Source organism: Pseudomonas sp. BJa3 (assembly GCF_026343815.1).
Lineage (GTDB): Bacteria > Pseudomonadota > Gammaproteobacteria > Pseudomonadales > Pseudomonadaceae > Aquipseudomonas > Aquipseudomonas soli.
In genome coordinates this window covers 57025-68802 of the sequence record NZ_JAOXMC010000025.1, presented here as the reverse complement: position 1 = coordinate 68802, position 11778 = coordinate 57025, and the positions used below count along the sequence as shown (strand labels likewise).

16 protein-coding genes and 1 tRNA gene are annotated in these 11778 nt (G+C 61.1%); 8 read left to right on the top strand and 9 right to left on the bottom strand.

Features of this window, described 5'->3' with window-relative positions; genetic code table 11:
• The first annotated feature begins 221 nt into the window (after positions 1-221).
• From OH705_RS24415 to OH705_RS24385, 7 genes are all read left to right on the top strand, one after another.
• The gene (locus OH705_RS24415) at positions 222-539 is read left to right on the top strand and encodes a hypothetical protein (RefSeq protein ID WP_267303151.1); all 318 of its coding nucleotides are present in this window, start codon (positions 222-224) and stop codon (positions 537-539) included.
• On the top strand, positions 536-790 hold the full coding sequence (locus OH705_RS24410; RefSeq protein WP_267303150.1) for a hypothetical protein: 255 nt from the start codon (positions 536-538) through the stop codon (positions 788-790). The genes OH705_RS24415 and OH705_RS24410 overlap by 4 nt, the downstream gene beginning before the upstream one ends.
• A 395-nt stretch (positions 791-1185) precedes the next feature.
• Complete coding sequence (locus tag OH705_RS24405) at positions 1186-1386, top strand: hypothetical protein (RefSeq protein ID WP_267303149.1); 201 nt, start codon at positions 1186-1188, stop codon at positions 1384-1386.
• A gap of 53 nt (positions 1387-1439) precedes the next feature.
• Positions 1440-1856: a hypothetical protein gene (locus tag OH705_RS24400; RefSeq protein ID WP_267303148.1), complete on the top strand. Its 417-nt coding sequence runs from the start codon at positions 1440-1442 to the stop codon at positions 1854-1856.
• Between the two features lie 37 nt (positions 1857-1893).
• Complete coding sequence (locus tag OH705_RS24395; RefSeq protein ID WP_267303147.1) at positions 1894-2070, top strand: hypothetical protein; 177 nt, start codon at positions 1894-1896, stop codon at positions 2068-2070.
• A gap of 10 nt (positions 2071-2080) precedes the next feature.
• Positions 2081-2497 (top strand): hypothetical protein, encoded by a 417-nt coding sequence (locus OH705_RS24390; RefSeq protein WP_267303146.1) that lies wholly within the window; start codon positions 2081-2083, stop codon positions 2495-2497.
• Positions 2398-3546, top strand: a complete 1149-nt coding sequence (locus OH705_RS24385; RefSeq protein WP_267303152.1) for a tyrosine-type recombinase/integrase — start codon at positions 2398-2400, stop codon at positions 3544-3546. The genes OH705_RS24390 and OH705_RS24385 overlap by 100 nt, the downstream gene beginning before the upstream one ends.
• Before the next feature lie 82 nt (positions 3547-3628).
• Here the strand turns inward: OH705_RS24385 and OH705_RS24380 are convergent.
• The 9 genes from OH705_RS24380 to thrS form a co-directional block, all read right to left on the bottom strand.
• Positions 3629-3705 (bottom strand) — tRNA-Pro (locus tag OH705_RS24380).
• Positions 3706-3804: 99 nt separating this feature from the next.
• Positions 3805-4161 (bottom strand): MerR family transcriptional regulator, encoded by a 357-nt coding sequence (locus OH705_RS24375; protein ID WP_023629031.1) that lies wholly within the window; start codon positions 4159-4161, stop codon positions 3805-3807.
• Positions 4142-4444: an integration host factor subunit alpha gene (gene ihfA, locus OH705_RS24370; protein ID WP_009394049.1), complete on the bottom strand. Its 303-nt coding sequence runs from the start codon at positions 4442-4444 to the stop codon at positions 4142-4144. The genes OH705_RS24375 and ihfA overlap by 20 nt, the downstream gene beginning before the upstream one ends.
• Positions 4445-4448: 4 nt before the next feature.
• Positions 4449-6830: a phenylalanine--tRNA ligase subunit beta gene (gene pheT, locus OH705_RS24365; protein ID WP_267303145.1), complete on the bottom strand. Its 2382-nt coding sequence runs from the start codon at positions 6828-6830 to the stop codon at positions 4449-4451.
• A gap of 31 nt (positions 6831-6861) precedes the next feature.
• Complete coding sequence (gene pheS, locus OH705_RS24360) at positions 6862-7878, bottom strand: phenylalanine--tRNA ligase subunit alpha (protein WP_023629191.1); 1017 nt, start codon at positions 7876-7878, stop codon at positions 6862-6864.
• Between the two features lie 111 nt (positions 7879-7989).
• A complete protein-coding gene (rplT, locus tag OH705_RS24355) occupies positions 7990-8346 on the bottom strand; it encodes a 50S ribosomal protein L20 (protein ID WP_003250671.1) in 357 nt (118 codons plus the stop codon).
• A gap of 27 nt (positions 8347-8373) precedes the next feature.
• Complete coding sequence (rpmI, locus tag OH705_RS24350) at positions 8374-8568, bottom strand: 50S ribosomal protein L35 (RefSeq protein WP_003250667.1); 195 nt, start codon at positions 8566-8568, stop codon at positions 8374-8376.
• Positions 8569-8631: 63 nt separating this feature from the next.
• Positions 8632-9183: a translation initiation factor IF-3 gene (gene infC, locus OH705_RS24345; RefSeq protein ID WP_023629190.1), complete on the bottom strand. Its 552-nt coding sequence runs from the start codon at positions 9181-9183 to the stop codon at positions 8632-8634.
• A complete protein-coding gene (gene thrS, locus OH705_RS24340; protein ID WP_028691465.1) occupies positions 9183-11105 on the bottom strand; it encodes a threonine--tRNA ligase in 1923 nt (640 codons plus the stop codon). Before thrS ends, infC begins: the two co-directional genes overlap by 1 nt.
• Positions 11106-11441: 336 nt before the next feature.
• Here thrS and OH705_RS24335 point away from each other — a divergent pair, with 336 nt between their 5' ends.
• Positions 11442-11744: a hypothetical protein gene (locus OH705_RS24335; RefSeq protein ID WP_094010407.1), complete on the top strand. Its 303-nt coding sequence runs from the start codon at positions 11442-11444 to the stop codon at positions 11742-11744.
• Positions 11745-11778: the final 34 nt, after the last annotated feature.

Below are 11778 nucleotides of genomic sequence, written 5' to 3'. Positions count from 1 at the left end.
CGTTACGGAAAATTTCGAAAATTATTTGGTCGCCGCGGAGGCACTCAAGACCCAAGCCGTCGTGGCCAAGGGTGACGCTTGAGGCTCTGCAGAAGCTGTATTCGACTCCATGAACTATCACGCTGGGCTCTCCTGAAAAACGGAAAAGTACCCCGAAACACTGCCGCTGTAACCCCTCTCCCCTCTATTCACAGCCGCGAGCGAGCGGCAAAGGAATCGTCATGCCTGAAGAAACCAAGCTGATCCAACGCGTGGCAGTCAAGCGCGACCAAGATGGTTGGTGGAGTCATCCCGATATCCCTTCCTTGGATGGCGGCGAAGACCCGGCACCGTACATGGCCTGGGCAACTGAGCAAGGCCTGGAGCTGAAGACCTGGGGTATGGATTCAGATCTGGTTGAGCACCCGTACTTCGACGGCGCTGGCCACTGCAACGGCTGGGAGCCGGAATCGCCCGGCCCTGAGTGGTTCCTGATGGGCATCTTCGACACGGAAGACGGCCCGCACGTGCAGTGGGCTCGCCGAGTACATCAGCCATGACCCGCCTCGCCCTCTGCCTCCTGCTGCTGGCCACCGGCGCCAGCGCAGACGAACGCTACATCGACGTGCAGCACGACGCCCGCCGCGGCGTCACCTGCTACATCCTCAACGAGTCGTCGATCAGCTGCATCCCCGACAGCCAGCTGCAGGCCGGCAACGAGCGCCAGCTCTCACCGCACGAGCAGAAGGACAGCGGGCCAACCCCTGCCGGCGCCCAGGCGCAATGGATCGAAGAGAGGTATTCGCTGTGATGAGATCAAACGAGAAACCAGTACCTGATGCCGGAGCGGGCATGCTGCCGGCGAATCAGCAGCCTTGGGGAGTTTGGGGTGAGGTATACAAATGCCCTCGGCACGCCGGCCCCGAGTGCGAAATGTGCGGAGGCGGAGGATATCGGTCGGTATGTAACAAAACCGTATGCCACGAGTACGGATGCCAGGGCGGCTCATGCTCAAGCGATAAGGATGCCTTCGAACTACAGCAGGCAACCAGGGAGCGACCATGACCGACCTGATCGAAGTGAAGACCTGCACCTGCCCATCCGGCGACGGCTCACTGCGCTGGCCGTGCCCGGTTCATCCACCGAAGGAGGAACGCAAATGATCGCCCTCGCCTACATGGCCTACCTGATCTATCGGGGCCCGCGGTGAACAACCACCAGTACCAGCCATTCTCTGCTCAGGGATTCGGTGGCTGGCACACCTGCAGCGTCTGCGGAACATCCAAGCACAGCGGCTACTACTGGCTTGGCGGCTACAAGAGCAAGACCGAGCCGCCCTGCATAGCCTGGAAAATGGACGCCGAGTGGAAAGCCAAGGCCATCCCAGCGCCCATCACCGAAGCCTAACCCCTACCCCAACTACTCAAGCCCGCAGACAGCGGGCATGGAGAGCTATTTCCATGACGAAAGAAGAACTGGCCGCCCAGCTGAGCGGTCTCGAGTACCCCGTCCGGATCCCTGGCGCACTGATCGCCGCCGCGCAGAGCTCCGGCCTTGTAATCCTCTGCGGCGCCAGCGACGACCTGATGGAGTTCTATGGTGCACGCCGCGAGGAGATCGGCTGTTACGACGGCGGCACGGCATTCGTCGATGCAGACGGCATCCTCCCCGACCGCGATTGTCTGGATGGCGACGAGGAGATCGCCGAGTACGTGCAGCGCCAGAAGTCGGCCAAGCCGATCGAGGCGCTGTGGTGCAAGGAAGACGGCTACAGCTGGACCTACAAGACCGACATTCCGCACTCGACGTTCGAGGTCGTAGAGGACGAAGAGCCCTACTGCCGCGGGATCGTGTTCGCCCTGGCCGACCTGGCCTGACCACCAACCTGCCGCCACTGGCGGAGTGGAGACCAACATGAACCTGATCGACTGCTACGTCACGAAGATCCTTGGCGAGCCGTACCGCAAGTTCGGCCACTGGTGGGTCGACGTCGAGTACAACGCCTACGGCAAAACCAGCAAGACCCAGCTGATGGCCAGGACCGAAGAAGGTGCCCGGCGCTTTCAGGTAGGTCACCACTTCTTGGCCTGAGGAGGCCCACATGGCAAACGCCACCGCTGCAGTGCAGCAAGGCCTGCTGCCGAGAATCATCCGGGCCGGCGAGGCGCCCGGGTATCTCGGCATGTGCAAGGACGAATTCAAGAACACCGTGAGGCCATATGTCCGCGAGTTCCCAATCGGGAAACAGGGCATCGGCTTCGACCGCCTCGAGCTGGACGCATGGGTCGACGCCTATATCGAGGCCATGGCCGTTGAAAAGGTGAGCAATCAGGACAACAATCGGCCCCGCAGCGAGCGCTTGGCCGTGACCTCCAAGGAGAACCCATGGCCAAAAAGGCAATCACAGGCCTCCAGAAAATGCCCAGCGGCATCTGGAAAATCGACAAAATCTACAGAGGGGAGCGAATTCAAGAGAGCACTGGCACTTGTGACCGGGAAGAAGCGGAGCAGTACCTGATCCACCTGCTGGAGAAAATGCGCCAGCGCAAGGTGTACGGTGTTCGCGAGATCAAGACCTTCGACGAGGCCGCGGCGCGGTACCTGATCGAGCACAAGGACCAGCCATCGATCAGGCTGACTGCGCTGTACCTGGACCAGGTCATGCCCTACCTGGGCAGCCTGCCACTGACGCACATCGACGATGCCGCTTTGGCGCCGTACATCCGCGACCGCAAGGCCGGGACTATGCTGCCGGATGGAAGAGTGAAGGAAGGCGTCAGCAACAGGACCATCAACATCGCAATCGAGCGCGTGATCAGGGTTCTGTCGCTGGCGTGCAGGAAATGGCGGGATGAGGAGCGCCGGCCGTGGCTCGACAGCGTTCCGCTGCTGACCAAGCTCGAGGAGAAGAAGGCGAGCCGGAAGCCCTACCCCATGTCATGGGAGGAGCAGTCGGTTCTCTTCGCGGAGTTGCCCGACCACCTGCAGCGCATGGCCCTGTTCAAGGTGAACACCGGCTGTCGCGAGCAAGAGGTCTGCAAGTTGAGGTGGGACTGGGAGATATTCGTCCCCGAGCTCGACACCAGCGTGTTCCTGATCCCCGCCGAGTTCGGCGGCCGGCATGAGAACTCTGGGGTGAAGAACAGGGACGAGCGCCTGGTTGTGCTGAACAGCGTGGCGCGGTCAATCATCGAGAAGCAGCGCGGGATCAGCAGGGAATGGGTGTTCCCCTACAACGGCACTGCGATGCATAGGATGAACGACTCGGCGTGGAAGAAGGCGCGAGTGCGCGCGGCCAAGCTCTGGCAGGAGCAGCATTTGAGGCCGGCGCACCCCGGGTTCGCTTCGATACGCATCCACGACCTGAAGCATACCTTCGGCAGGCGCCTGAAAGCAGCAGGTGTAACGGAGGAAGATCGGAAGTCGCTGCTGGGCCACAAGAACGGAAGCGTGACCAGCCACTATTCGGGCGCCGAGCTCGGGCAGTTGATCGAAGCGGCGAACAAGGTATCGGCCACCGACTCACGCGGACCGGTTCTGACAATTTTGAAGAGGAGGATCGGTTGAGGAATTGGGCGAAGTCACTCGAAAAGTCACTAGGCCCAGAAATAACAAAGCCACCCGAAGGTGGCTAAGTCATTGAGGTATATGGTCGGGACGGAGTGATTCGAACACTCGACCCCTTGCACCCCATGCAAGTGCGCTACCGGGCTGCGCTACGCCCCGACATCATTCTCGATACCGCTGAGAACGTTGAAGAATTTAACCTAACCTTTTGAATAATGGAAGCTTTTTTTTAAAAATTTCCACTCGTCGCCAACCAAGTCACTTCTTCAACACCACCAACACATCCTCCAACTCCGCAATCATCTGCCGAATCAGCTGTTTGTACTGGCTGGACTCATCCTTGACCTCATCACTGGAGAGCCGTAACCGCGCCCCGCCAATGGTAAAGCCCTGGTCATACAGCAAAGCGCGGATTTGGCGGATCATCAGCACGTCCTGGCGCTGATAATACCGCCGGTTGCCACGGCGCTTCACCGGGTTGAGCTGCGTGAATTCCTGCTCCCAGTAGCGCAGCACGTGCGGTTTTACCGCACAGAGCTCGCTGACTTCACCGATGGTGAAGTAGCGTTTGCCCGGGATGGGGGGCAGCTCGTCGTTATGGCTTGGTTCCAGCATAGGCCTCTACCCGGGCTTTCAGCTTCTGCCCTGGACGAAAGGTGACGACGCGGCGCGCGGTGATCGGGATCTCTTCCCCTGTTTTAGGGTTGCGGCCCGGCCGCTGGCGTTTGTCGCGAAGGTCGAAGTTGCCGAAACCGGACAACTTGACCTGCTCGTTGTCTTCAAGCGCGTGCCGAATTTCTTCGAAAAACAGCTCGACCAGCTCCTTGGCCTCACGCTTGTTAAGCCCCAGCTCCTCGTACAGCCTTTCGGCCATCTCAGCTTTCGTCAGAGCACCCATGCCGTTATTTCCTTAACGTGGTGTTCAACCTTTGTTCAAGCGAGGTGAGGATGGTTTGCAGGGTTTCATTCACCTCATCGTCGTTAAGAGTGCGCGATGGATGTTGCCAGGTCAAGCCGACCGCCAGGCTTTTTCTATCAGGATCAATGCCTTTACCCTGGTAGACGTCAAACAGCCTGAGGTCTGTGAGCCATTCGCCCGCATTGTCACGAATTACTTCAAGCACCGAGCTAGAAGCTACATCACGACCTGCGATCAAGGCCAGGTCACGACGGGTTTCCGGGAACTTGGACAGCTCGCTGAACTTCGGCAGGCGGCCTTCGACTACATCGCCGAGCACCAGCTCGAAGACGAACACCGGGCGGTCGAGACCGAGGGTCTTGGCCAGCTCGGGGTGGATGGCGCCGAGGTAGCCGACTTCCTTGCCGTCGCGCTCGATGCGGGCGGTCTGGCCGGGGTGCAGGGCCGGGTGTTTGCCGGCAGCGAAGGTGAAGTCGCTCAGGGCACCGGAGTAACCCAGCAGGGCTTCCACGTCGGCTTTGACGTCGAAGAAGTCGATGCTGTCCCGGCCGTTGGCCCAGCCTTCCGGCAGGCGGCTGCCGGTGACGACGCCGGCGATCATCGGTTGCTGCTTGAGGTCACCGAGCTGGCCGACGAAGCGCAGGCCGCTTTCGAACAGGCGCACGCGGTCTTGCTGGCGGTTGAGGTTGTGCTGCATGGCCTTGACCAGGCCCGGCCATAACGAGGCGCGCATGGCGGCCATGTCGTTGGAGATCGGGTTGGCCAGCAGCAGCGGCTCGACGCCTGGGGTGAACAGCTCGAACAGTTTCGGGTCGATGAAGCTGTAGGTGATGGCTTCCTGGTAGCCGCGGGCGACCAGCAGGCGGCGCAGGTTCGGCAGCTCGCCACGGGTTTCCGGGCGGGCTTGCGGGGCCAGGCGGGCCTGCGGGTAACGGACCGGCAGGTTGTTGTAGCCGTACAGGCGGGCCAGCTCTTCGATCAGGTCGACTTCCAGGCTGACGTCGAAGCGGTGGCTTGGGACGGTGACAGTCCACTCCCCTGCCCCGTTAGCGCTGGTGTTCAGCTCCAAAGCGTTGAGCAGTTGCTCGACCTGGGCGGCTTGCATTTGCATGCCGAGCATCTGGGTGATGCGTTCGTCGCGCAGGGTGATCGGCGCGATGTTCGGCAGGTGCTGCTCGCTCACGGCTTCGACGATCGGACCGGCTTCGCCGCCGACGATCTCCAGCACCAGGGCGGTGGCGCGCTCCATGGCTTCACGGGCCAGTTGCGAATCCACGCCGCGCTCGTAGCGGTGCGAGGCGTCGGTGTGCAGGCCGTAGGAACGGGCCTTGCCGGCGACGGAGATCGGCTCGAAGAAGGCGCTCTCGAGGAACAGGTCGCGGGTCTTCTCGGTGTTGACGCCGCTGTGCTCGCCACCCATCACGCCGGCAATGGCCAGGGCGCGGGTGTGGTCGGCGATCACCAGGGTGTCGGCGCGCAGGGCAACTTCCTCGCCGTCCAGCAGGACGAGCTTCTCGCCCTCCTCGGCCATGCGCACGCGGATGCCGCCGTTGATTTCGGCGAGGTCGAAGGCGTGCATCGGCTGGCCGAGTTCGAGCATCACGTAGTTGGTGATGTCGACGGCGGCGTCGATGCTGCGCACGTCGCTGCGGCGCAGGCGCTCGACCATCCACAGCGGGGTCGGCTTGCTCAGGTCGACGTTGCGGATCACGCGGCCCAGGTAGCGCGGGCAGGCGGCCGGGGCGCTGACTTCGACCGGGCGTACTTCGTCGTGGGCAGCCGGTACGGCTGGCACCACCGGGCGGGTGACCGGCACGTCGTACAGGGCGCTGACGTCACGGGCCAGGCCAGCGATGGACAGGCAATCGCCGCGGTTCGGGGTCAGGCCGATCTCGATGCTGGCGTCGTCCAGGTTCAGGTACTGACGGATGTCCTGGCCAACCGGGGCGTCGGCGGCAAGTTCCAGCAGGCCGTCGTTCTCTTCGCTGATCTGCAGCTCGGCAGCCGAGCAGAGCATGCCGAAGGATTCGACGCCGCGCAGCTTGGCCTTCTTGATCTTGAAGTCGCCCGGCAGTTCGGCGCCGATCATGGCGAACGGGATCTTGATGCCTGGGCGGGCATTCGGGGCGCCGCAGACCACCTGGAAGGTCTCCGCGCCGTTGCTTACCTGGCACACGCGCAGCTTGTCGGCGTCCGGGTGTTGTTCGGTGGTGAGGATCTCGCCCACCACGATGCCGCTGAACTGGCCGGCAGCGGGGGTCACGCTGTCGACTTCGAGGCCGGCCATGGACAGGCGGGCGACCAGTTCGTCACGGGAGACTTGCGGGTTTACCCAACCGCGCAGCCACTGTTCACTGAATTTCATGCTGTTCTCCTGAAAGTTGCGTCGATTGGGCCTAGCGGAATTGAGCCAAGAACCGCAGGTCGTTGTCGAAGAACAGACGCAAATCGTTGACGCCATAGCGCAGCATGGCCAGGCGCTCGGCGCCCATGCCGAAGGCGAAGCCCTGGTACTCTTCCGGGTCGATGCCGGACATGCGCAGCACGTTCGGGTGGACCATGCCGCAGCCCATCACTTCCAGCCAGCCGGTCTGCTTGCACACGCGGCAGCCCTTGCCGGAACACATCACGCACTGGATGTCGACTTCGGCGCTCGGCTCGGTGAAGGGGAAGAACGACGGGCGGAAGCGCACGGCCAGTTCTTTCTCGAAGAACACCCGCAGGAACTCTTCGATGGTGCCCTTGAGGTCGGCGAAGTTGATGCCGCGATCGACCAGCAGGCCTTCGACCTGGTGGAACATCGGCGAGTGGGTGATATCCGAGTCGCAACGGTACACACGGCCTGGACAGACGATGCGGATCGGCGGCTGGGTGCTTTCCATGGTGCGCACCTGGACCGGCGAGGTGTGGGTGCGCAGCAGCATGTTGGCGTTGAAGTAGAAGGTGTCGTGCATCGCCCGGGCCGGGTGGTGGCCGGGGATGTTGAGCGCTTCGAAGTTGTGGTAGTCGTCTTCGACCTCAGGGCCTTCGGCGATGCCGTAGCCGATGTGGGTGAAGAACTGCTCGATGCGCTCGAGAGTACGGGTGATCGGGTGCAGCCCGCCGGTGGTCTGGCCACGGCCTGGCAGGGTCACGTCGATGCATTCGGCGGCCAGGCGAGCGTTGAGCTCGGCCTCTTCAAAGGCGGCCTTGCGTGCGTTGAGCACGTCGGTGACGCGTTCCTTGGCGTCGTTGATCAGCGCGCCGACCTTGGGGCGCTCTTCGGCTGGCAGGTTGCCCAGGGTCTTCATCACCTGGGTCAGCTCGCCTTTCTTGCCGAGATATTGGACCCGGATCTGTTCCAGGGTAGTGATGTCTTCAGCGCGTTCCACGGCCTCGAGGGCTTGGGCGACCAGCGCGTCCAGGTTTTCCATGTACAGACTCCAGATACGAAAATAGGGGAAGAGCTTTTGAAGGCTCTTCCCCTATCCGATGACGTTTTACACCCGACGGCGCAGGCGCCGCCGGATGATTGTCGTGGGTACTTAAGCCAGTACGGCTTTAGCCTTCTCGACAATCGCAGCAAACGCCGCTTTTTCGTTCACTGCCAGATCAGCCAGAACCTTACGGTCGATTTCGATCGACGCTTTTTTCAGGCCAGCAATCAGACGGCTGTACGACAGACCGTTGGTGCGGGCACCGGCGTTGATACGAGCGATCCACAGTGCGCGGAACTGACGCTTCTTCTGGCGACGGTCGCGGTAGGCGTATTGGCCTGCCTTGATGACCGCTTGCTTGGCAACGCGGAATACGCGCGAGCGTGCACCGTAGTAGCCTTTAGCCAGTTTCAGAATTTTTTTGTGACGCTTACGAGCGATAACGCCGCGCTTAACACGAGCCATGAGTAACTTCCTCTATCTTAACCAGAATTAACGAACGCGCAGCATGCGCTCGACTTTTGCCACGTCAGACGGGTGCAGCAAGCTGGCACCGCGCAGTTGACGCTTACGCTTGGTCGACATTTTGGTCAGGATGTGGCTCTTGAAAGCGTGCTTGTGCTTGAAGCCGGAAGCCGTCTTCAGGAAGCGCTTCGCAGCACCGCTCTTGGTTTTCATTTTTGGCATGTTGGAACTCCGCATTCGAATAAAAATTACACAATAATCATCAGGCCTGCCGTGCCCGGGAGATTACTTCTTCTTTTTGGGGGCGATGACCATCATAAGCTGGCGTCCTTCCATCTTCGGATGCTGCTCAACGGTGCCGTATTCCACGAGGTCAGCTTCGACCCGCTTCAACAGCTCCATGCCCAGCTCCTGGTGGGCCATCTCACGGCCGCGGAATCTCAGAGAGATCTTGGCCTTGTCCCCATCGCTAAGGAAACGTACCAGGTTGCGTAGTTTTACCTGGTAATCCCCTTCTTCCGTCCCTGGACGAAACTTGATTTCTTTGATCTGGATCTGCTTCTGGTTCTTCTTGGCTTCGTTGGCCTGCTTCTTCTTCTCGAAGAGGTGCTTGCCGTAGTCCATCACCTTGCAGACGGGCGGTTGCGCGTCTGCAGAGATTTCCACCAGATCCAGCTTCGCTTCATCAGCGATACGCAGCGCTTCATCAATCGAGACGATGCCAATCTGCTCGCCGTCAGCACCAATTAACCGAACCTCGCGTGCCGAGATATTCTCGTTGATCGGGGCTTTCGGTGCAGTTCGTTTATCGTTTCTCATTTCACGCTTAATAGTCATTACTCCGATTCTTGGCGACCACGCCGGGAAACCGCTTGCGACAGCAGCTCAGCGAACTGCGCGACGGGCATCGAGCCCAGGTCTGCGCCTTCGCGGGTGCGCACAGCGACGGTTTGCGTTTCGACTTCGCGATCCCCTATAACCAAAAGATAAGGGACCCGCAGCAACGTATGCTCGCGGATTTTAAAGCCGATCTTCTCATTTCTCAAGTCCGACTTGGCACGGAATCCGCTACCGTTCAGGGCTTTTTCCACCTCGAGGGCGAAATCGGCCTGTTTGTCGGTGATGTTCATGATCACGGCCTGGGTCGGGGCGAGCCAGGCCGGGAACACGCCGGCGTAGTGCTCGATGAGCATGCCGATGAAGCGTTCGAACGAACCGAGGATGGCGCGGTGCAGCATCACCGGGCGCACGCGGCTGTTGTCTTCGGCGATGTAGCTGGCGTCCAGGCGCTCGGGCAGGTTCGGGTCGTACTGCAGGGTACCGCACTGCCAGTTACGGCCCAGGCAGTCGCGCAGGGTGAACTCGATCTTCGGACCGTAGAAGGCGCCCTCGCCCGGCTGGTATTCCCACTCCAGGCCCGACTCGTTCAGTGCGTCGGCCAGCGCGCCTTCGGCACGGTCCCACAGCTCTTCGGAGCCCACGCGCTTGGCCGGACGGGTCGACAGCTTCATGGCGACGTCGGTGAAACCGAAGTCCTTGTACACGTCCAGGGTCAGTTTGATGAAGTCGGCGGCTTCCTTCTTCACCTGGTCTTCAGTGCAGAAGATATGCGCGTCGTCCTGCACGAAGCCACGCACGCGCATGATGCCGTGCAGCGCGCCGGACGGCTCGTTGCGGTGGCAGGCGCCGAACTCGGCCAGGCGCAGCGGCAGGTCGCGGTAGGACTTCAGGCCCTGGTTGAACACCTGCACGTGGCACGGGCAGTTCATCGGCTTTACCGCGTAGTCGCGGTTTTCCGACGAAGTGGTGAACATGTTCTCGGCGTAGTTGGACCAGTGGCCGGAACGCTCCCAGAGGATGCGATCGACTACCTGCGGGGTCTTGATTTCCTGGTAGCCGTTTTCACGCTGGACCTGGCGCATGTACTGCTCGAGCACCTGGTACACGGTCCAGCCGTTGGCGTGCCAGAACACCATGCCCGGGGCTTCTTCCTGCAGGTGGAACAGGTCGAGCTGCTTGCCGATCTTGCGGTGGTCGCGTTTTTCGGCTTCTTCGATGCGCTGGATATAGGCGGCCAGCTGCTTCTTGTCGGCCCAGGCGGTGCCGTACACGCGTTGCAGCTGCTCGTTCTTGGCATCGCCGCGCCAGTAGGCGCCGCTCAGCTTGGTCAGCTTGAACGCTTTCAGGAAGCGAGTGTTAGGCACGTGCGGGCCACGGCACATGTCGACGTATTCTTCGTGGTAGTACAGGCCCATGGCCTGTTCATCCGGCATGTCCTCGACCAGGCGCAGCTTGTAGTCTTCGCCACGCTGGGTGAACACGTCGATGACTTCGGCGCGCGGGGTCATCTTCTTGACGACGTCGTAGTCCGTGTCGATCAGCTGCTGCATGCGCTTTTCGATGGCGGCGAGGTCGTCCGGGGTGAAGGGACGCTCGTAGGCGATGTCGTAATAGAAGCCTTCGTCGATCACCGGGCCGATCACCATGCGGGCGGTCGGGTACAGCTGCTTCACTGCGTGGCCGATCAGGTGCGCGCACGAGTGACGGATGATCTCCAGTCCCTCTTCATCTTTAGGGGTGATGATCTGCAGGGTGGCGTCGTGGTCGATCTTGTCGCAGGCATCGACGAGCTTGCCGTCGACCTTGCCGGCCAGGGTGGCCTTGGCCAGGCCTGCGCCGATCGAGGCGGCGACTTCGGCTACGGATACCGGCTGGTCGAACGTGCGTTGACTGCCATCGGGAAGAGTAATAACGGGCATGGCGCCTCCTCTCCTAGTGGTGACCCCTACCAAAGGTCACGTGGGTTGGGATGAGCCAGTACAAGATCCGCCCTGCCTTTCCCGCGGGAAAGCCTGCCTCACAGTGGCAGAGACCTTTCGGCCTGCCAGGGACGAACCAGAGTGACTGGAAGGTATAAAAAGAAATGCGCCCGCACAGGGCGTGGCGCAAGGGAGGCATGCTAGCACGGGGCTAGAGCGGCCGGCAGAAATATTTGGAATTTACGCCGTGGCGGTGAACTCTTGCGGAAAATTTCCTATCAGACTTTCTGAAGCAACCTACTCTTGATGAGACCATTAACCAAGGAGTGTCCGGTTATGCGACTTCAGTCCCTTCTGGCTGCCTGCGCCGCGAGCGCCCTGCTGCTGCCCCTGGCTGCCAACGCAGGCGATTTCCCCGCCGGCAAGGAAGCGTCCTATATGGCGCAGTGCCAACAAGTGGCGAGCGGCCAAGGCGTGGATGCGGCAACAGCCAAGAAGCACTGCGAGTGTGGTGCCCAAGCCATCAAGAAGAATTTCAACGATAAGGAGATCGAGGACCTCGACAGCCAGGACGGCGTAGACGCCAAGCTGATGCAGAAGGCTCAGCATGTGGTCCAGGCCAGCTGCAAGCCAAAATAGGCCGGATTTTCCGGCGTTCCGTCGCATCTTTTGC

Bases quoted from the DNA above. Each gene is read 5' to 3' on its own strand.
- OH705_RS24410 (WP_267303150.1), top strand. From the start codon at position 536: ATGACCCGCCTCGCCCTCTGCCTCCTGCTGCTGGCCACCGGCGCCAGC.
- OH705_RS24400 (WP_267303148.1), top strand. From the start codon at position 1,440: ATGACGAAAGAAGAACTGGCCGCCCAGCTGAGCGGTCTCGAGTACCCC.
- pheS (WP_023629191.1), bottom strand. From the start codon at position 7,878: ATGGAAAACCTGGACGCGCTGGTCGCCCAAGCCCTCGAGGCCGTGGAA.
- OH705_RS24375 (WP_023629031.1), bottom strand. From the start codon at position 4,161: ATGCTGGAACCAAGCCATAACGACGAGCTGCCCCCCATCCCGGGCAAA.
- OH705_RS24415 (WP_267303151.1), top strand. From the start codon at position 222: ATGCCTGAAGAAACCAAGCTGATCCAACGCGTGGCAGTCAAGCGCGAC.
- pheT (WP_267303145.1), bottom strand. From the start codon at position 6,830: ATGAAATTCAGTGAACAGTGGCTGCGCGGTTGGGTAAACCCGCAAGTC.
- rplT (WP_003250671.1), bottom strand. From the start codon at position 8,346: ATGGCTCGTGTTAAGCGCGGCGTTATCGCTCGTAAGCGTCACAAAAAA.
- rpmI (WP_003250667.1), bottom strand. From the start codon at position 8,568: ATGCCAAAAATGAAAACCAAGAGCGGTGCTGCGAAGCGCTTCCTGAAG.
- thrS (WP_028691465.1), bottom strand. From the start codon at position 11,105: ATGCCCGTTATTACTCTTCCCGATGGCAGTCAACGCACGTTCGACCAG.
- OH705_RS24335 (WP_094010407.1), top strand. From the start codon at position 11,442: ATGCGACTTCAGTCCCTTCTGGCTGCCTGCGCCGCGAGCGCCCTGCTG.
- OH705_RS24385 (WP_267303152.1), top strand. From the start codon at position 2,398: ATGCCCAGCGGCATCTGGAAAATCGACAAAATCTACAGAGGGGAGCGA.
- OH705_RS24390 (WP_267303146.1), top strand. From the start codon at position 2,081: ATGGCAAACGCCACCGCTGCAGTGCAGCAAGGCCTGCTGCCGAGAATC.
- OH705_RS24395 (WP_267303147.1), top strand. From the start codon at position 1,894: ATGAACCTGATCGACTGCTACGTCACGAAGATCCTTGGCGAGCCGTAC.
- infC (WP_023629190.1), bottom strand. From the start codon at position 9,183: ATGACTATTAAGCGTGAAATGAGAAACGATAAACGAACTGCACCGAAA.
- ihfA (WP_009394049.1), bottom strand. From the start codon at position 4,444: ATGGGTGCTCTGACGAAAGCTGAGATGGCCGAAAGGCTGTACGAGGAG.